Annotated in this window: 17 protein-coding genes; 6 read left to right on the top strand and 11 right to left on the bottom strand. The window is 66.2% G+C overall.

The features are described 5' to 3' along the window. Nucleotides 1-31 precede the first annotated feature (31 nt). Complete coding sequence (locus FOA17_RS14200) at nucleotides 32-1,786, top strand: SulP family inorganic anion transporter (RefSeq protein ID WP_149142164.1); 1,755 nt, start codon at nucleotides 32-34, stop codon at nucleotides 1,784-1,786. Between the two features lie 4 nt (nucleotides 1,787-1,790). Here the strand turns inward: FOA17_RS14200 and FOA17_RS14195 are convergent, their stop codons facing one another. After that, nucleotides 1,791-2,969, bottom strand: coding sequence for an NAD(P)/FAD-dependent oxidoreductase (locus FOA17_RS14195; protein ID WP_149142163.1), 1,179 nt, complete (start codon nucleotides 2,967-2,969; stop codon nucleotides 1,791-1,793). Between the two features lie 149 nt (nucleotides 2,970-3,118). On the opposite strand from FOA17_RS14195, the gene FOA17_RS14190 reads away from it, so the two are divergent. Then, the gene (locus tag FOA17_RS14190; protein WP_149142162.1) at nucleotides 3,119-3,889 is read left to right on the top strand and encodes a helix-turn-helix transcriptional regulator; all 771 of its coding nucleotides are present in this window, start codon (nucleotides 3,119-3,121) and stop codon (nucleotides 3,887-3,889) included. A gap of 307 nt (nucleotides 3,890-4,196) precedes the next feature. Here the strand turns inward: FOA17_RS14190 and tsf are convergent, their stop codons facing one another. The 7 genes from tsf to FOA17_RS14155 form a co-directional block, all read right to left on the bottom strand. Continuing rightward, entirely contained in the window at nucleotides 4,197-5,093 is an 897-nt protein-coding gene (gene tsf, locus FOA17_RS14185) for a translation elongation factor Ts (RefSeq protein ID WP_149142161.1), read from the bottom strand. Between the two features lie 96 nt (nucleotides 5,094-5,189). Further along, a complete protein-coding gene (gene rpsB / locus FOA17_RS14180) occupies nucleotides 5,190-5,951 on the bottom strand; it encodes a 30S ribosomal protein S2 (RefSeq protein ID WP_149142160.1) in 762 nt (253 codons plus the stop codon). Between the two features lie 320 nt (nucleotides 5,952-6,271). Continuing rightward, a complete protein-coding gene (locus tag FOA17_RS14175) occupies nucleotides 6,272-6,733 on the bottom strand; it encodes a DUF1499 domain-containing protein (RefSeq protein WP_149142159.1) in 462 nt (153 codons plus the stop codon). Further along, entirely contained in the window at nucleotides 6,730-7,695 is a 966-nt protein-coding gene (speB, locus tag FOA17_RS14170; RefSeq protein WP_149142158.1) for an agmatinase, read from the bottom strand. The genes FOA17_RS14175 and speB overlap by 4 nt, the downstream gene beginning before the upstream one ends. A gap of 105 nt (nucleotides 7,696-7,800) precedes the next feature. Then, a complete protein-coding gene (locus FOA17_RS14165; protein ID WP_149142157.1) occupies nucleotides 7,801-8,295 on the bottom strand; it encodes a Dps family protein in 495 nt (164 codons plus the stop codon). 81 nt (nucleotides 8,296-8,376) lie between these two features. After that, nucleotides 8,377-9,783, bottom strand: coding sequence for an aminotransferase (locus FOA17_RS14160; protein ID WP_149142156.1), 1,407 nt, complete (start codon nucleotides 9,781-9,783; stop codon nucleotides 8,377-8,379). A gap of 157 nt (nucleotides 9,784-9,940) precedes the next feature. Continuing rightward, nucleotides 9,941-11,110, bottom strand: a complete 1,170-nt coding sequence (locus tag FOA17_RS14155) for a M20 aminoacylase family protein (protein WP_149142155.1) — start codon at nucleotides 11,108-11,110, stop codon at nucleotides 9,941-9,943. Nucleotides 11,111-11,173: 63 nt separating this feature from the next. On the opposite strand from FOA17_RS14155, the gene mazG reads away from it, so the two are divergent. From mazG to FOA17_RS14140, 3 genes are all read left to right on the top strand, one after another. Further along, nucleotides 11,174-12,013: a nucleoside triphosphate pyrophosphohydrolase gene (gene mazG / locus FOA17_RS14150; RefSeq protein ID WP_149142154.1), complete on the top strand. Its 840-nt coding sequence runs from the start codon at nucleotides 11,174-11,176 to the stop codon at nucleotides 12,011-12,013. A gap of 76 nt (nucleotides 12,014-12,089) precedes the next feature. Then, nucleotides 12,090-13,091 carry a Fe(3+) ABC transporter substrate-binding protein gene (locus FOA17_RS14145; RefSeq protein WP_149142153.1) on the top strand — a complete coding sequence of 334 codons (1,002 nt, stop codon included), beginning with the start codon at nucleotides 12,090-12,092 and terminating at the stop codon, nucleotides 13,089-13,091. A 221-nt stretch (nucleotides 13,092-13,312) separates the two neighbouring features. Next, nucleotides 13,313-14,260 carry a nucleoside hydrolase gene (locus tag FOA17_RS14140; RefSeq protein WP_149142152.1) on the top strand — a complete coding sequence of 316 codons (948 nt, stop codon included), beginning with the start codon at nucleotides 13,313-13,315 and terminating at the stop codon, nucleotides 14,258-14,260. 15 nt (nucleotides 14,261-14,275) lie between these two features. Here FOA17_RS14140 and FOA17_RS14135 read toward each other — a convergent pair whose 3' ends face one another. Next, a complete protein-coding gene (locus tag FOA17_RS14135; protein ID WP_149142151.1) occupies nucleotides 14,276-15,307 on the bottom strand; it encodes an ATP-binding protein in 1,032 nt (343 codons plus the stop codon). A gap of 118 nt (nucleotides 15,308-15,425) precedes the next feature. Between FOA17_RS14135 and FOA17_RS20160 the strand changes: the two genes are divergently transcribed. Beyond that, nucleotides 15,426-15,770 carry a hypothetical protein gene (locus tag FOA17_RS20160; RefSeq protein WP_238991826.1) on the top strand — a complete coding sequence of 115 codons (345 nt, stop codon included), beginning with the start codon at nucleotides 15,426-15,428 and terminating at the stop codon, nucleotides 15,768-15,770. Nucleotides 15,771-15,782: 12 nt separating this feature from the next. Here FOA17_RS20160 and iolB read toward each other — a convergent pair whose 3' ends face one another. Then, nucleotides 15,783-16,577 carry a 5-deoxy-glucuronate isomerase gene (iolB, locus tag FOA17_RS14125; RefSeq protein ID WP_149142150.1) on the bottom strand — a complete coding sequence of 265 codons (795 nt, stop codon included), beginning with the start codon at nucleotides 16,575-16,577 and terminating at the stop codon, nucleotides 15,783-15,785. Nucleotides 16,578-16,651: 74 nt separating this feature from the next. After that, on the bottom strand, nucleotides 16,652-17,548 hold the full coding sequence (iolE, locus tag FOA17_RS14120; protein WP_149142149.1) for a myo-inosose-2 dehydratase: 897 nt from the start codon (nucleotides 17,546-17,548) through the stop codon (nucleotides 16,652-16,654).

The following is a 17,548-nucleotide window of genomic DNA, read 5'->3' as shown; positions in this document are numbered from 1 at the left end:
AACCGGCATTCCGCCGGCAGACGGAGAGCCGATGCGCCAGTTCCTGCCCATTCTCGACTGGGCGCCGCGCTATAGCCGCGGGGCCTTTGGCAATGACCTGCTGGCGGCGGTGATCGTCACCATCATGCTGATCCCGCAATCGCTCGCCTATGCGCTGCTGGCGGGGCTGCCGCCCGAGGTCGGGCTTTATGCCTCCATCGCGCCGCTGGTGATCTATGCGGTCTTCGGCACCTCGCGCACGCTGGCCGTGGGGCCGGTGGCGGTGGTCAGCCTGATGACGGCGGCGGCCGTGGCGCCGCTGGCGGCCGAGGGCAGCGCCGAATATTTGGGTGCGGCGGTGGCGCTGGCGGTGCTGTCGGGGCTGATGCTGGCGGGGATGGGGCTGCTCCGCCTGGGTTTCATTGCGAATTTCATCAGCCATCCGGTGATTTCGGGCTTTATCACCGCCTCTGGCCTGCTGATCGCCGCCGGGCAGATGCCGCAGCTTCTGGGCCTGTCGGTGCGGGGCGAGACGTTGCCGCATCTGCTGGCGGCGCTGGCGGACAAGCTGACGCAAGCCAATATCGTGGCGGCGCTGATCGGGCTGCCCGTGCTGGCCTTCCTGTTCTGGACGCGGAGCCGGCTGAAGCCGCTGCTGATGCGGCTGGGGCTGGGCGCAAGGCTGGCGGGCGCCATGGCACGGGCGGCGCCGGTCGTCGCGGTGGCGGTGACCACGGCGCTGAGCTGGGGCCTCGCGCTCGACCTGCCGATCGTGGGCGAGATCCCGCGTGGCCTGCCCTTGCCGCGCCTGCCGGATTTCGACCCCGATCTCTGGCGCCAGATCCTGCTGCCGGCGGCGCTGATCTCGCTCGTGGGCTATGTCGAAACCATTTCGGTGGCGCAGACCCTGGCGGCCAAGCGGCGGCAACGCATTGATCCCGATCAGGAATTGCTGGCGCTTGGCCTGTCGAATATCGGGGCGGGCGTCTCGGGCGGCTTTCCGGTGACCGGAGGCTTTGCCCGGTCGGTGGTGAATTTCGACGCCGGGGCCGAGACGCCGGCGGCGGGCGCCTTTACCGCCATCGGCATGGCGGTGGCAACGCTGGCCCTGACCCCTGCCCTGTTCTTTCTGCCCAAGGTCACGCTGGCGGCCACGATCATCGTCGCGGTGCTGAGCCTGGTCGATCTGGGCGCGCTGCGCCGCACCTGGGACTATAGCCGGGGCGATTTCGCGGCGATGCTGGCGACGATTCTGGTCACGCTGCTGATCGGGGTCGAGGCCGGGATCAGCGCCGGGGTGCTGCTGTCGATCGGGCTGCATCTGTGGCGATCCTCGCGGCCGCATGTCGCGGTGGTGGGCCAGGTGCCCGGGACCGAGCATTTCCGCAATGTGCAGCGGCATGAGGTGGTGACGGTGCCCGATGTGCTGTCGATCCGCATCGACGAAAGCCTGTATTTCCCCAATGCCCGCTTTCTGGAGGACCGCTTGCTGGCGGCGCTGGCCGAACAGCCGGGGCTGCGCCATATCGTGCTGAATTGCGCAGCGGTGAACCGGATCGACAGTTCGGCCCTCGAGACGCTGGAGGCGCTCAATCACCGGCTGGCCGATGGCGGCGTGGCGCTGCACCTGACCGAGGTGAAAGGCCCGGTGATGGACCGGCTGCTGCGCAGCCATTTCCTGACCGATCTGTCGGGGCGGGTCTTTCTCACGCAATATGATGCGCTGATGGCGCTGGCGCCCGAGATCACCCGGGCCACCCATGACGCCGCGCGGGGCGAAACCGCCCGCCCGCGCGCGGCGCGCTGATCGCTCAGACCACCGCCTGTTCGCGGAAGGGCCGGTTTTCCAGCACGCGGGCCACGGAAAGATCGCTCAGATCCAGGCTCTGCCAGCCGCCAGTCAGGATATGTTCGGCAATGCCGCGCCCGACAGCCGGCGCCTGTTGCAGCCCATGGCCGGAAAAGCCGTTCATCAGGAAAAGGCTGGGCAGCGCCGGATGCGGCCCCAGAATCGCGTTCTGGTCCAGGGTGTTATAGGCGTAATGGCCAACCCAGTGGCGCACGACCTTGACCGCATCAAACCCCGGCGCCCGATGCCAGAGCTGTTCCCAGATCACGTCTTCGAACAGATGCAGGTCGGGGTCGAAATCGTCGGGCGCGCAGGGGCCGTCGGTATCGGGCACGGTGGCGGTGATCCAGTGATCCTGTTCAGGGCGCAGGTAAAAGCCGCGATCCACCAAAAGCGGCGCCTCGGCATGGCGGGCATTCGGCGCGTCGATCACAAAGACCGTACGCTTGCGCGGCTCGACCGGCAGGTCAAGCCCGGCCCAGCGGCAGATCTCGGCCGCGCGGGTGCCGGCGGCATTGACCGCGATGGCGCATTCGATCAGCCCGCGTTCCTGCAACATGACCCCGGTGACACGGCCGCCCTCAACCCGCAGGCCGGTCGCCCGGTCGCGCACGAACGTCGCGCCCTGCGCCCGGGCGGCGTTCCGAAACCCCGCCAGCAGCCCCATATTGTCAAACCAGCCCTCGTCGCGGCTGCCAAAACTTGCCGCGCTCAGATCCTCGGTATTGAGCCAGGGAAAGCGCGCCTTGATCGCCTCGGGCGGCAGCACCTCGGTCGCGGCGCCATGGTCACGCTGCATCTGCGCCACGCTTTCCAGCAGCGCGCGGCCCTCGGCGGTCTGGGTCAGGAAAAGATAGCCGTTTTCCTTGAGCCCGAGCGAGGCCACCTCGCCCTGCCCGCCCAGATTTGCCGCGAAATCGCGGATGAAATCGACGCCAAAGCGCGAGATCTCCACATTCACCGCCGTGGTGAATTGCTGGCGGATCGAGGCCACCGACAGGGCGGTAGAGGCCTGGGCAAAGCTCGGGTCGCGTTCGGCCACCAGGACGCGCAGCCCGGGCGACAGCCGCGTCAGCCAGAACGCGACCGAGGCCCCCATCACCGCGCCGCCGATCACCACCACGTCATAGCTTTGTGCCATCGCCTGCCCTTCTCTCGCCTGTCTCGCGGCCCGGCGCGTCTCGACCCGGGCTTTGGTTCGGGCTATGACAAAGTTCGGGCACAAGCCGCTCTGCCAGCGACTTGCCGGCGACGGTTTTGGCCCGGCCATGGTATTTCAAGGAGTTGCGGATGTCAGGCCCCTGGGAATTGCTCAACCGGATCGCCGCCGCAGAGACCGCCGAGACGGTATGGTCGCTGGCGGTAGCGCATTTCGCGACCTGCGGTTTCGCCCGGGCGAATTACGGCATGACGCGGTTTCGCAAGGCCGGCAACATGGGCAGCCCCGATGATGCGGTCTATCTGACCAGCTTTCCGCCCGACTATGGCCAGTTCTATTTTCGCGGTGGCTTTTATGCGCGCACCGCGCTCTATCGCTGGGCGCTTGAAAATCGCGGCACCTGTAGCTGGAGATGGGTCGAAGACCGGCTGCGCGCCGGCCTTCTGCCGCCCGAGGAGGCGCAGGCGGTGCAGCGCAATGCCGAATGGGGGCTGCGCGCCGGCATCACCATCAGCTTTCCCGACCCGACCGCACATCAGCGCGCCGCCATGGGGCTGGCGGCTGATACCGGGCTGGATCATGACGCCGTTGATGCGATCTGGGCGCGCGAGGGGGCGGCGCTGCTGGCGGTGGCCAACATGATGCATCTGCGCCTGTGTCAGTTGCCGCTGCCGGTGCGCCGCCCGCAACTGTCGCAGCGCCAGCGCGAGGCGCTGCAATGGGTGGCCGAGGGCAAGACGACGCAGGATATCGCCGCGCTGATGGGGGTCTCGGCCGCCATGGTGGAAAAGCATCTGCGGCTGGCGCGGCAGGTGCTGGATGTCGAAAGTTCGGCGCAGGCGGTGGCCAAGGCTACGCTGCTCAACCAGATTTTTCGCGGAGATGAGGTCAGGAATTCCTGACTTACGCAACGTCATCCTTTTGGGTTAGGTGACCATATCCGTTCCGGGTGGTGGCCCGTGACGCGATATCGCGGTGGTCGGAGGCATTTCAGGCCGACCATCTCATCCGCCCGACGGGCGGCGTATCCATGCCGGGCGACCATTCTGTCGCTGCGGTTGGCTGTTTGGGTGGGGACAACATTCCATCGGTTACCCCGGCGCGGCGCATCCCTTTTCAGGACGCGCCGCGCCGCTTTTTTGTGGCCGCGACATGAAAAAGGGCGGCACCCGAAGGCGCCGCCCGATCCGTCGTCCCACAGATGCGGGATCAGCCTTGCAGGGCTTTCGCCACTTCGGCGGCGAAATCCTCTTTCTCTTTCTCGATGCCTTCGCCCACAGCCATGCGCACAAAGCCCACGACCTCGACGCCCGCGTCCTTGGCGGCCTGGGCCACGGTGACATCGGGGTTGATGACGAATTTCTGGTTCAGCAGGGTCGATTCCTCGAAGAACTTCTTCATCCGGCCCGGGATGATGTTGTTCTGGATCACCTGCTCGGGCTTCGGCTTGGCCGAGGCGGCGTTTTCTTCCAGCGCCTTGGCGGTCTGCACGGCCAGTTCACGCTCCACCACCGTCGGGTCCATGTCGGCTTCCGACAGCGACACCGGCGAGGTGGCGGCGATGTGCATGGCGATCTGCTTGCCGATGCCGTTATCGGCCCCTTTCAGCGCGACCAGCACGCCGATGCGGCCCAGACCTTCGGCGGCAGCGGTGTGGATATAGGCGGCGACCGAGTCACCTTCCACGGCGGCCATCCGGCGCAGGGTCATGTTTTCGCCGATGGTGGCGATCGCGTCGGTCAGCGAGGCCTCGACCGATTTGCCAGCCAGATCGGCGGTGCGCAGCGCGTCCACATTGGCCACGCCGAGGGCGGTGGTGGTGATCCCGCGCACGAGATTCTGGAAATCGGCATTCTTGCCGACGAAATCGGTTTCCGAGTTCACCTCGACCGCGACACCCTTGCCACCGGCCACGGCCACACCGACCAGACCTTCGGCGGCCACACGGTCGGCCTTCTTGGCGGCTTTCGCCAGGCCCTTGGTGCGCAGCCAGTCCACGGCGGCTTCCATGTCGCCGTTCACTTCGGTCAGCGCCTTCTTGGCGTCCATCATGCCTGCGCCGGTCGATTCGCGCAGTTCCTTCACCATCGCAGCGGTGATCGTCATGTCATCATCTCCTGGAACGAGAGGCCCGGCAGGCTGACGCCCGCCGGGTAACGCTTCTGCAACGAAAGGCGCCCCGGGCGCCCCCCGTCAGCGGGATCAGGCTTCGGCGGCCTCTTCCTCGGGCGCTTCTTCCAGCGCGCCAAGGTCAACGCCCGCGGCGCCCAGCTGCGCCGACATGCCGTCCAGCGCGGCACGGGCCACGAGGTCGCAATAAAGCGCGATCGCGCGGGCCGCGTCGTCATTGCCCGGGATCACATAGTCCACGCCCTTGGGCGAGCAGTTGGTATCGACCACGGCCACGACCGGAATGCCCAGCTTCTTGGCTTCCAGCAGAGCGAGGTCTTCCTTGCCCACGTCGATCACGAACAGCAGATCCGGCACGCCGCCCATTTCACGGATACCGCCCAGCGAAGCCTGAAGCTTCGACTGTTCGCGTTCCATGTTCAGACGCTCTTTCTTGGTCAGGCCCTCGGCGCCCGAAGCCAGCAGTTCGTCGAACTGCTTCAGACGCTGGATCGACTGCGACACGGTCTTCCAGTTGGTCAGCGTGCCACCGAGCCAGCGGTGGTTCATGTAGTATTGCGCGCATTTCTCGGCGGCTTCGGCGATCGGCTTCTGGGCCTGACGCTTGGTGCCGACGAACAGGATGCGGCCGCCCTTGGCGACGGTGTCGCGCACGACCTTCAGCGCCTGGTCCAGCATCGGGACGGTCTGGGTCAGGTCGATGATGTGGATGCCGTTGCGGTCGCCATAGATGAACTCGCCCATGCGGGGGTTCCAGCGAGCGGTCTGGTGGCCGTAGTGAACGCCAGCTTCAAGCAGCTGACGCATGGAAAACTCGGGGAGCGCCATGTCCATTTCCTTTCCGGTTTGCGCCTCGGCGAAGCCTTGAGGGATCTCTCCCAACCGGCGGACCCGCGGGGATGTCTCCCCCGAGGGCCCAAGCCTCGCCTGTGAAGTGAGGCAGCCCATACAGCCCCCCCGGCCGGATTGCAAGCCCCACCACCCCGAAAAAGAAGGGGGGCTGTCTGCCCCCCACGGCCCGTGCCGGGCCTCCCCCCGAGGATATTTATGAACAGATGAAGGGGAAGGCACGTCCATTCATCTGTTCATAAATATCCTCAGGGGGTGAATGGGCCGCAAGGCCCAGAGGGGGCGCGAGCGCCCCCTGCCCGGTCTCAGCCGCGCAGGCCGGCGATCCAGCGTTCCAGCCGGGCGCGGTTGGTGCCGAAATCGCTGAAGCCGAAGCGGGCGCGCGACCAGATCTCCAGCCGCGTGCCTTGCGGGGTCGCGCGTGCCTCGGCGGTGATGAAATCGGGCATGCCCCAAAGCGCGGAGCGCTGCATCAGCGTGATCCGGCCTTCGGCCGGGGTGCCGGCGATCAGGCGGCTGCGGGGTTCGGCCAGCGCTATGGCCGCCAGCCGCTCCAGCACCGCCTCGGGCCTGTCGGGCAGGATCGGGGCTGCCAGATCGCCGCCTTCGGCATAGGCAGTGGCGTCATTCGGCTTGATGCTGGCGGGGTGATCCGCCAGCGTCACATGCCAGCGCGCCGGGTCTACCGGGGCCAGCCGCACGAAGGCCGAAAAGCACAGCGCGGCCAGGAGCGGCAGGCCGAAGGTGACAAGCGCGATCCACTTCATCTGCGGGTCTTGGCCCAATGCAGCAGGCAGAGGATCTCGTAGGCCACATGGGCGCCGGCAATCGCGGTGGCGCCGGTCGTATCATAGGGGGGCGAGACCTCCACCACATCGCCGCCCACCAGATTGACCCCCGCGAGGTCACGCAGGATCGCCGCCGCCTGCCAACTCGCCAGCCCGCCCCAGACCGGCGTGCCGGTGCCGGGGGCGAAGGCGGGGTCGAGCGCGTCGATGTCGAAGGTCAGATAGGCGGGATGGTCGCCCACGATCGCCTTCACCTTCTCGACGATCCGCGCCACGCCGATCTCGTGGCATTCGCGCGCGTCGATGACGTTCATCCCCAGATAATCGTCGCAGAAGGTGCGGATGCCGATCTGGACCGAGCGTTTCGGGTCCACGATGCCGGTCTTGACCGCCTTGTACATCATGGTGCCGTGGTCGATCCGGGTCAGGTCGTCATCGGCCCAGAGGTCGGAATGGGCGTCGAAATGGATCACGCTCATCGGGCCGAATTTCTCGGCATAGGCCTTGAGGATCGGCCAGGTGATGAAGTGATCGCCGCCCAGCGTGATGCTGGCCGCGCCTGCGTTCAGGATGGTGCGGATGTGATCGGTCAGCCGGTCGGGGAAATCCGAGACCTTGGCATAATCGAAGGCCAGATCGCCGTAGTCGATCACCGCCAGATCCTCCAGCGGGTCGGTGCCCCAGCCCTGCGGCGGATCATAGGGTTGCAGGCTCGACGCCTCGCGGATGGCGCGGGGGCCGAAACGGGTGCCGGTGCGATGGGTCACCGCCTGATCGAAGGGCACGCCGGTCACGGCGACATCGACCCCGGTCAGATCCTTGCTATAGGTCCGGCGCAGAAAGCTGGTGGCGCCGGCAAAGGCGTTTTCAAAGGCATAGCCGCGCGGGCTTTTGCGGGTGAAGGCGGTATCGACTTCGTTCTTGGCGTCTTCAAGGGCCATGGAACGCTCCTCGGGTCTGAAGGTCGTCATTCTGGTCATCGGAGACGCGCCGGATCCGGGTGCGGCGAGATTGCCGCCCCGGATCGGCTTGTCAAGAAAATTTGATCATTTTGCCGTGGCGCGCAGCATCCAGGCCGCCTTTTCATGCGCGGCGCAGCGCCCGGTCAGCAGATCGGCGGTGACGGGATCATTGCCCTTCTCGGCCGCCTCGATCGCCTTGCGCATGCGTTTGGCCACGGCCTCGTGATCGGCGGCCAGATCGGCCACCATATCCTGCGCCGAAGGCAGCTTGCCCGCATCCTTGACGATGGACATTTCCGCCATCGCATCCAGCTGGAACGGCGCCAGCTGGCCAAGCGCGCGGATCCGTTCGGCCAGCGCGTCGGCGGCGGCAAACAGGTCGGTATACTGCGCCTCGGTCAGCACATGGATCGGGTGGAACAGCGGGCCTTCCACGTTCCAGTGATAGGCATGCGACTTGAACACCAGCCGGTAGGTATCGGCCAGCGCCTGCGACAGGCCCTGCGTGATCGCCTTGACATTGGCGACGCCGGTGTCGATCCGGTCGGCTTTCGGAATGGTGTCCAGAACCTCGGTCATGATGGTATCCTTTCCTGAAGGGCCGGGGCGAGGTGCCCCGGCGGTCAGGAAGGGAACGTGCATCCCGCCCGTCAGTTCCAATCACCCCAGCCGGATGCCTTCGCGCACCAGCCCGTCGGCCACTTGGCGGATCGCGCGCTCCAGCGTGTCGCCCACCCTCTCCACATCCTCGGCCGTCAGGGTCAGCGGCGGTGACATCACATTCAGATGGCCCATCGGCCGCACCAGAAGGCCCATGGCCTCGCAGGCATCCGCGATGCGGGTGCCCACGTCCAGCCCCTCGGGCAGCAGCGCCTTGCTGGCCTTGTCGGCGACATTCTCCACGCAGATCATCAGCTTGCGGCCGCGCACCTGCCCCACCATGGGCAGCGCCTCCAGCGCCTTCATCCGCGTCTCGAACAGGGCGCCGATGCGGGTGGCATTGCCCAGCAGGTCTTCGCGTTCGAGAATCTCGATATTCTTGAGCGCGGCGGCGCAGGCGACGGGATGGCCGGAATAGGTGAAGCCGCTGGTGAACCAGCGCGCCCCATCCGCCGCCATGGCCTGCCAGATCCGGTCGGAAAAGATCAGGGCGCCAAGGGGAAGATAACCCGAGGTCAGCCCCTTGGCACAGGTGATGATGTCGGGCTGGATGCCGAATTCGGCCTCGCTGGCGAACCAGTGGCCCAGACGGCCAAAGGCGGTGACCACCTCGTCGGCGACGAACAAGATGTCATGCTGGCGGCAGATCGCGGCCATGCGGGGCAGATAGCCCACCGGGGGCACGATCACCCCGCCCGAGGCCTGAATCGGTTCGGCAAAGAAACCGCCGATATTTTCGGGGCCGATCTCGGCCAGTTTCGCCTCGAATTCGGCGACCAGCCAGTCACAGAAGTCCGCCTCGTCCATGCCATCGGGGGCGCGATAGGGGTTGGGGGCGGTCAGGTGGTGGATGCCCGCCTCGTGATAGCGAAAGAACGGCACGCGATCGCCCGGCCGCTTGCCGATGGATTGCGCGATATAAGTCGATCCGTGATAGCTGTAATCCCGCGCGATGACCTGCGTCTTTTCCGGCCGCCCCATCACGGTCTGGTAATACTGCACCATGCGATAGGCGGTATCCACGGCGGCCGAACCGGAGGTGGTGAAATGCACCCGGTTCAGATCGCCGGGCGCGAGGCTGGCCAGTTTTGCCGCCAGCAGCGCCGCGGGTTCGTTGGTCATATCGACAAAGGTGTTGGAAAAGGCCAGCCGCGTCACCTGATCGGCAATCGCCTCGGCCATCTCGCGCCGGCCGAGGCCGATATTGGTGCACCACATGCCGCCAATCGCGTCGAAATAGCGCCGCCCCTCGGCATCCCACAGCCAACAGCCCTCGCCCCGCGCCATCACCAGCGCGCCCCGTTCCTCAAAGGGGCCGAAATTGGTCCAGGGATGCAGGTGATGGGCCTGATCCATGGCGCGCAGATCCTGGGGACTGGGCAGGTTGCGGGGGAAATCGCCGGTCATGGGACACTCCGTTGCGGGGACAGATCGCCGGAGTGTAGCATTTTGATCAAATTATCGCCAGCCGGACGGGCAGGCAAAGGCTGTGGTCGCCCCTGCCCCGGCCCCAAGGGGTTGAAGCGCGTCCGGGCAACGGCTTTGCGCGGCCCGGACGATTCGCTCAGCCCGCCGCCAGCGGCAGCGCCCGTTCCACCAGGCGGGCAAAGAAGCTGGCACCGACCGGCGCGGCCTCGTCGTTGAAATCGAAGGCGGGGTGATGCAGGCCGGCGCCGGGGCCGGTGCCCATGAACAGATAGGCGCCGGGGCGCGCTTCAAGCATGTAGCTGAAATCCTCGGACCCCATCTCGCGCCCGGCATCCAGATCGACCATGCCCTCGCCCACCACCTCGGCGGCGGCGGCGGCGGCAAAAATCGCCTGCGCCTCGTGGTTGATGGTGGGCGGATAGCCCCAGTCATAGTCGATCCGCGCCGAGACGTTGAAGGCCGATGCCGTGCCCTCGACAATCTCGTAAATCCGCTTTTTCAGCAGCGCCCGCACCTCGGGCTTGAAGCAGCGGATGGTGGCGGCGAACATCGCCTCTTCGGGGACGATATTGCTGGCGGTGCCGGCCTGGATCATGGTGACCGACAAGACCGCCTCGTCCATCGCATAGATGTTGCGCGACAGGATGGTCTGAAGCCCCTGCACCATGGCGACCAGCGGCGGGATCGGGTCGATGGTTTCATGCGGGGTGGCGGCGTGGCCGCCGCGCCCGGTGACATGCACCACCGCCGTATCGACCGAAGCCATGAGCGCGCCGCGCGTGGTCTGGAACTGGCCGAAGGGCACGCCGGGCGCGTTGTGGATGCCGTAAACCTCGGCGATGCCGAAACGGTCCATCACGCCTTCCTGCACCATGACCTGACCGCCGCCGCCATCCTCTTCGGCGGGCTGGAAGATCAGCGCGACCCGGCCCGAAAAGCGCCGCGTCTCGGCCAGGTATTTCGCCGCGCCCAGCAGCATGGTGACGTGCCCGTCATGGCCGCAGGCATGCATCTTGCCCGGCACGGTCGAGGCATGTTCCGCCCCGGTCGCCTCGTCGATCGGCAGCGCGTCCATATCGGCGCGCAACCCGATCGTCGGCCCGTCGCCCTGCCCGTTCAGGATCGCCACGATACCGCTTTGCGCGATGCCGGTATGGATTTCATCCACGCCGATCTCCTCCAGCCGCTCCACGATATAGGCGGCGGTCTGATGGCAGTCGAAGGCCAGTTCCGGGTGGCGGTGCAGGTGCTGGCGCCAGCCCTTCATCTCGTCCGAGAAATCGGCGATGCGGTTGAGAACGGGCATGGTGGACTCCTCGGGGCGATCAGGTCTAAGCCCGCAGGGAAGCGCAATTCCGAGGAAGCCGCAATGCCCGAACGCCCTTTGCCCCGACCCGAAAGCGACGCGCTGGTGCATGACGCTACGGCAGGCATGGAGCGCCTGCTGGAAATCATGGCCCGGCTGCGCGCGCCCGACGGCTGCCCCTGGGATATCGAACAGGGGTTCGACACCATCGCCCCCTATACGCTGGAGGAGGCGCATGAGGTGGCCGATGCCATCGCCCGGCAGGATTGGGCCGAGCTGAAATCCGAACTGGGCGATCTCTTGTTCCAGTCGGTGTTCCACGCCCAGATCGCGGCGGATCGCGGGCTGTTCGGCTTTGCCGATGTGGTGGCGGCGATTGCCGACAAGATGGTCGCGCGCCATCCGCATGTCTTTGGCAGCGAAAGCCGCGACAAGAGCCCCGAACAGCAAAGCCTGGACTGGGAACGCATCAAGGCAGCCGAGCGCGGCCCTGCCCGCACGCTGGACGGGGTGGCTCTGGCCCTGCCGGCGCTGACGCGCGCGGTCAAGCTGCAAAAACGCGCGGCGCGGGTGGGCTTTGACTGGCCCTCCACCGATGAGGTGGTGGACAAGATCGCCGAGGAAGCGCGCGAATTGACCGAGGCGCGCGATCAGATGACGCAGGCCGAAGTGACCGAGGAATTCGGCGATCTGCTGTTCGTCATGGCCAATCTCGCGCGGCATTTCGCGGTGGACCCGGAAGAGGCCCTGCGCGCCGCCAATGCCAAGTTTCTGCGGCGTTTCAACAGGATAGAGGACATTCTTTCCGAAACCGGCCGCCGCCCCGAAGACAGCGATCTGGCCGAGATGGATGCGCTGTGGAACCGCGCCAAGGCCGAGGAAAAAGCGGCGAAGAAAGGCTGACTGTTTTGATTGGCTATTGACCCGAGCAAAAAACTCGGGCTTATGGCGGCAGATATTCCGACAAAAGAGGTCAGAAATGAACCGCGCCCTTCTTGCAGCCCTGATGACCAGCGCCGCGCTGCCCGCCCTTGCCGATGAGGTGAACATCTATTCCCATCGTCAGCCGGAGCTGATCCAGCCGCTGCTCGACGCCTTTACTGCCGAGACGGGCATCGCGGCGAATATTGCCTTTGTGGACAAGGGCATGGCGGAACGTCTTCTGGCAGAGGGTGATCGTTCGCCCGCCGATATCGTGCTGACGGTCGATATTGCCCGGCTCAAGCAGATCGTCGATGCCGGCGTCGTGCAGCCGGTGCAATCCGAGGTGCTGGCGGCCAATATTCCGGCCGCCTTCCGCGACACCGACAATCAGTGGTTCGGCCTGACCACCCGCGCCCGCATCGTCTATGCCTCGCGGGAGCGGGTGCAGGATGGCGAGGTGACCACCTACGAGGATCTGGCCGATCCGAAATGGAAGGGCCGCATCTGTTCGCGCTCGGGCACCAATGACTATAATGTGGCGCTGCTCTCGGCCTATATCGCCCATCACGGCGCCGATGCCGCGAAAACCTGGGCCGAGGGGCTGAAAGCCAATCTCGCCAAGAAACCCGAAGGCGGCGACCGCGATCAGGTCAAGTCGATCTGGGCCGGCGAATGCGACATCTCGATCGGCAATACCTATTACATGGGCCAGATGGTGAAAGACCCGGAAATGAAAGTCTGGGCCGACAGCGTGCGCATCGTCTTTCCGGTCTTCGAGGGCGCCGGCACGCATATGAACATTTCGGGCGTGGCGATGACGAAATCGGCGCCGAACAAGGATGCCGCGCTGAAGCTGATGGAATGGCTGTCCTCGGATGAGGCGCAGCGTATCTATGCCGAGACGAACAACGAATTCCCGGTCAAGCCGGGCGTGCCGGCCTCGGAACTGGTGCAGGGCTGGGGCAGCTTCACCCCCGACGCGATCCCGCTGACCGATGTGTCGGGCCATCGCGCCGAGGCGCTGAAGATCATGGAAGAGATCAATTTCGACGGTTGAACGGAAAACCCTAAAAACAATCATAAAGGGGGCTTGCATGGCCCCCTTTTTTCATGATCTTGCGCTGGATCAAGGGTATACGACGCGCATTGTCGTAAACGCGCGCTCATTCCTCTATGCCTTGCGCATTTTGTCGCAGGGGCTAAAGTGCCTCCTTTCGCCGGCCGCCTGGCGCTGCCGGTGCCGTGGTTCCCAGTTCCCTCCCGCTCCAGAAGGCTCTCATGACCCAAGCACCGCGCAAGATCATCATCGACACCGACCCGGGGCAGGACGATGCCGTCGCCATCCTGCTGGCCCTGGCCAGCCCCGAGGATCTGGAGGTGCTGGGCATCTGCGCCGTGGCCGGCAATGTGCCGCTGCCGCTGACCGAACGGAATGCGCGCATCATCTGCGAACTGGCGGGGCGGCCCGACATGGCGGTCTTTGCGGGCTGCGCAGCGCCGCTCCAGCGCAATCTGGTCACCGCCGAACATGTGCATGGCAAGACCGGGCTGGACGGGCCGCAACTGCGCGAACCGACCATGGCGCTGCAACCGACCCATGCCGTCGATTTCATCATCGAAACCCTGCGACGCGAGGCGCCGGGCACGGTCACGCTGTGCCCGCTGGGGCCGCTGACCAATATCGCCACGGCCTTTCTGCGCGCGCCCGACATCATCGGCCGCGTGCAACAGATCGTGCTGATGGGCGGCGCCTATTTCGAAGTGGGCAACATCACCCCGGCCGCCGAGTTCAACATTTACGTTGACCCGGAAGCCGCTGACATTGTGTTCAAATCAGGCGTTGACCTGGTGGTGCTGCCGCTCGATGTCACCCATAAGGCGCTGACCACCCGCCCGCGGATCGAGGCCTTCCGGTCGCTGGGCACCGAACCCGGGCGCATGGTGGCGGAATGGACCGATTTCTTTGAACGCTATGACATGGCTAAATACGGCCATGACGGCGCGCCGCTGCATGACCCCTGCGTGATCGCCTGGCTGATCCGCCCCGACCTGTTCACCGGCCGCCGCATCAATGTGGAGATCGAGACGCAATCCGACCTGACGCTGGGCATGACCGTGGCCGATTGGTGGGGGGTGACAGACCGCCCCGCCAATGCGCTGTTCATCGGCGATGTCGAAGCCGAGGGTTTTTATGCGCTGCTGACCGAAAGGATTGCCCGCCTCTGATCGGGGCGCGCGGGATCAGGCGCCGGGCAGAATGACCGCAAAGGTGCTGCCCTTGCCCTTCTCGCTCTCGATCCGAAGGCGGCCACGATGCCGGTTGACGATATGCTTGACGATGGCCAGACCCAGCCCGGTGCCGCCCTTCTCGCGCGAGCGGTGCGAATCCACGCGGTAGAACCGTTCGGTCAGCCGTGGCAGGTGCTGCGGCTCGATCCCCTCGCCCTGGTCGATCACCGCCACCTCCACCGCGGGGCCGGGCACGCCGGGCAGATCGGCGCCGCGCCGCAGTCGCACCGTCACCGCCTTGCCGCCACCACCATATTTCACGGCATTTTCCACCAGGTTGTGAAAGACCTGGGTCAGCTGATCACCATCGCCGCGCAACAACAGCGTGCTGTCGCACAGATCGAGCGTCAGCGTCACGCCCGCCTCCTCGGCCACCGGGCGCAACGTGGCGGCGACGGTGCCCAAGAGCCCCGCCAGATCGACCTGCGCATCGGGGCGCTGCCGCTCCTGCGCCTCCACCCGGCTGAGCGACAGCAGATCGCGCACCAGCCGTGTCATGCGCCCGGCCTCGCGCGCCATGATGCCCAGAAACCGCTCCCGCGCCGCCGCATCGTCGCGCGCGGGCCCTTGCAGCGTCTCGATGAATCCCAGAAGCGCGGTCAGCGGCGTGCGCAGCTCATGGCTGACATTGGCCACGAAATCGCGGCGGAACTGGGTGACCATCTCCTGTTCGGTGATATCGACAAAGCTCACCAGCGCGCCGCCGCCCGGCACCGGCGCCACCGTCACATCGCAGGTTGCGTCATGCCCGGCCATGGGCAGGGCCAGCCGCAACTGCTGGCGCGCGGCGCCACGGCCCACGGCCTCGATCGCCTCGACCAGCCGGGGCTTGCGGAAGGTCAGGCCGAAATGCCGCTCCAGCCCGGCCACGCCAAAGACCTGCCGCGCCGCGTCGTTCATCGCGCGGATACGCCAGTCGGCGCCGATCTCCAGCATGGGCAGCGGCACCGCCTCCAGCAGCGGGGCAAGGTCGGGGCGATCCATCGCGATCCTCCTGTCATTGCCCCCGTTCTGCCGGGATGGCGCGGAATGCGCAATGCCCTGCCCGCGCCTAACACCCCGTCGAACACCCCGCAGACCACCCCCATGAAAGACCCGGCCCATGGATGACTTTGCCCCGCCCGTTCACGCCGTTCTGGTGATCGACGCCCCCGAGGCGCTGCCCTGCATCGAAGGGTTGGAGCCTCGGCCGTCGGCGGTGCTGATCCGGCTGCGCCAGCTCGGGCCGGAATTGCTGGCGATGGTGCGCCCCGATTGCGTGGTGCTGCCGCTGCTGCGACCGGGCTATGATGCGCTGCAAGGGCTGGATCGGCTGGCGCGCCTTGGCTATGCCGGGCCGGTCTGCATCTTCGCGCCGCCCCTGCCCGCCCCGGCCATCGTGGAGGCCGAATTGCGCGCCAGCCATCCGCAATTCGAGCTGCGATTCTACACCATGCCGGCCGGCTGAGCGGCGCGCGGGTCAGAACAGATGCGCGACCTCGGGGGCGGCGACAAAGCGCCAGTTCCGGCGCGGGCCCGCCATGACATTGAGGTAATAGAGCTCGAACCCATGCGGCGCCCCACAGGGATGGTGGCCGCGCGGAACCAGGACAACATCGCCATCCTTGACCGCCATCACCTCGTCCAGCGTGCCGTCATCGGTATAGACCCGCTGAAGCGCCCAGCCATTGCCGGGATTGATGCGGTGGTAATAGGTTTCCTCCAGATAGGTGATGCGGGGAAAATCATCCTCGTCATGGCGATGGCTCGGATAGCTCGACCAGTTGCCGGCGGGGGTAAAGACCTCGGTCACCAGCAGGCTGTCGGCGACATCGTGCATTTCCATGGCGATATTGTTGATCCAGCGGGTATTCGGCCCGGTGCCGCGCTGCGTCAGTTCGATCCCCTCGGGGCCAAGCCGCCGCGCCGCATGGCCGCCCTTGCCGGGCGCCGAACAGACCGCCAGCGTGCAGGGCGTCACCGCCTCGGCGGCCCAGTCGCTGCCATCGGGCACATAAAGGCAATGCGGCGGGGTCTTTTCAAAGACATCCATCCGCGCACCCATCACGCCCCAGTCCTGCCCGGCGGCGTGAATGCGCGCCTTGCCCTCGACCAGAACAAGGATCACCTCGCGCCCGCCCGTCGCCTCGGCCACGCGGTCGCCCGGTTCCAGCCGGTAAAGGCCAAACCCCACATAGCCCCAGCCCGCGCTTTCGGGCGTCACATCCTGCACCTTGCCGCGCGTGCCTTGCGGTTTCACCAGCAGATCGGCCATCCCTCGCCCCTTCATCTGTTCACAAATATCCTCGGGGGGTGCAGGGGGCAGACAGCCCCCCGTCGCCATCGGGTTCAGATCAGACCGGCGTCGCGGGCCAGGCGCTTCAGCGTCGCGAGGCCAAGGGTCTGATAGAGCAGCGGGTTGCGCAGGCCCGGATCCTGCTCGGCCTCGATCACGATCCAGCCGTCATAGCCCGCGCCGGCGAGGATCTTCAGCAGCGGCGCGAAATCGACGCCGCCCTCCTGGTCGCCCGGCACGGTAAAGGCCCCAGCCCGCACCCCTTGCAGAAAACTCAGCCCCTCGGCGCGCACCCGCGCGGTGACTGCCGGGCGGATGTTCTTGGCGTGGAAATGCCGCACCCGGCCCACATGGCGCGCCAGCACGGCTGCGGGGTCGCCGCCGCCAAAGGCGCAATGGCCCGCATCGAACAGCAGATGCGTCGCAGGCCCGGTCGCGGCCATCAGCGCGTCGATCTCGGCCGGGGTCTCGACGATGGTGCCCATGTGGTGATGATAGACCAAGGTCACCCCCTCGGTCGCCAGATAGGCGGCAAAGGCCTCCAGCCTGGCGCCAAAATCCACCATCTCGCCGGCAGTCAGCACCGGGCGGTCCTTCAGCGCGCGCCCCGCATCGCCGTGAATGGCGTTGGAGGTCTCGCAGACGATGCAGACCTTGCAACCATTATGCTTCAGCTTGGCCAGATGGCCCTGCACCGCCGCGATCTCGGCCTCGACCGAGTGCAGCAGCAGATTGGTCGAATACCAGCCCGAGATGAAGGCCAGACCGTATTCGGCCAGAAGCGCGCGCAGCGCCTCGGGGTCGTCAGGCCAGCGATGGCCGTTCTCGATTCCGTCAAAGCCGATCTGGCGGCCGGCCTCGTCAAGGATGCGGGCCGTGGGAATATCGGCGCCCAGCGTCTGGTCGTCGTCATTGGCCCAGGCAATCGGGTTGGTTCCGAAACGGATCAT

Source organism: Gemmobacter caeruleus (assembly GCF_008271655.1).
In the GTDB taxonomy this organism is placed as follows: Bacteria; Pseudomonadota; Alphaproteobacteria; order Rhodobacterales; family Rhodobacteraceae; genus Gemmobacter; species Gemmobacter caeruleus.
This window is presented reverse-complemented; position numbering and strand designations above follow the sequence as displayed.

Excerpts from the sequence above, each read along its gene's own strand:
- FOA17_RS14200 (WP_149142164.1), top strand. The coding sequence starts at position 32 with ATGCGCCAGTTCCTGCCCATTCTCGACTGGGCGCCGCGCTATAGCCGC.
- FOA17_RS14195 (WP_149142163.1), bottom strand. The coding sequence starts at position 2,969 with ATGGCACAAAGCTATGACGTGGTGGTGATCGGCGGCGCGGTGATGGGG.
- FOA17_RS14190 (WP_149142162.1), top strand. The coding sequence starts at position 3,119 with ATGTCAGGCCCCTGGGAATTGCTCAACCGGATCGCCGCCGCAGAGACC.
- tsf (WP_149142161.1), bottom strand. The coding sequence starts at position 5,093 with ATGACGATCACCGCTGCGATGGTGAAGGAACTGCGCGAATCGACCGGC.
- rpsB (WP_149142160.1), bottom strand. The coding sequence starts at position 5,951 with ATGGACATGGCGCTCCCCGAGTTTTCCATGCGTCAGCTGCTTGAAGCT.
- FOA17_RS14175 (WP_149142159.1), bottom strand. The coding sequence starts at position 6,733 with ATGAAGTGGATCGCGCTTGTCACCTTCGGCCTGCCGCTCCTGGCCGCG.
- speB (WP_149142158.1), bottom strand. The coding sequence starts at position 7,695 with ATGGCCCTTGAAGACGCCAAGAACGAAGTCGATACCGCCTTCACCCGC.
- FOA17_RS14165 (WP_149142157.1), bottom strand. The coding sequence starts at position 8,295 with ATGACCGAGGTTCTGGACACCATTCCGAAAGCCGACCGGATCGACACC.
- FOA17_RS14160 (WP_149142156.1), bottom strand. The coding sequence starts at position 9,783 with ATGACCGGCGATTTCCCCCGCAACCTGCCCAGTCCCCAGGATCTGCGC.
- FOA17_RS14155 (WP_149142155.1), bottom strand. The coding sequence starts at position 11,110 with ATGCCCGTTCTCAACCGCATCGCCGATTTCTCGGACGAGATGAAGGGC.
- mazG (WP_149142154.1), top strand. The coding sequence starts at position 11,174 with ATGCCCGAACGCCCTTTGCCCCGACCCGAAAGCGACGCGCTGGTGCAT.
- FOA17_RS14145 (WP_149142153.1), top strand. The coding sequence starts at position 12,090 with ATGAACCGCGCCCTTCTTGCAGCCCTGATGACCAGCGCCGCGCTGCCC.
- FOA17_RS14140 (WP_149142152.1), top strand. The coding sequence starts at position 13,313 with ATGACCCAAGCACCGCGCAAGATCATCATCGACACCGACCCGGGGCAG.
- FOA17_RS14135 (WP_149142151.1), bottom strand. The coding sequence starts at position 15,307 with ATGGATCGCCCCGACCTTGCCCCGCTGCTGGAGGCGGTGCCGCTGCCC.
- FOA17_RS20160 (WP_238991826.1), top strand. The coding sequence starts at position 15,426 with ATGGATGACTTTGCCCCGCCCGTTCACGCCGTTCTGGTGATCGACGCC.
- iolB (WP_149142150.1), bottom strand. The coding sequence starts at position 16,577 with ATGGCCGATCTGCTGGTGAAACCGCAAGGCACGCGCGGCAAGGTGCAG.
- iolE (WP_149142149.1), bottom strand. The coding sequence starts at position 17,548 with ATGATCCGTTTCGGAACCAACCCGATTGCCTGGGCCAATGACGACGAC.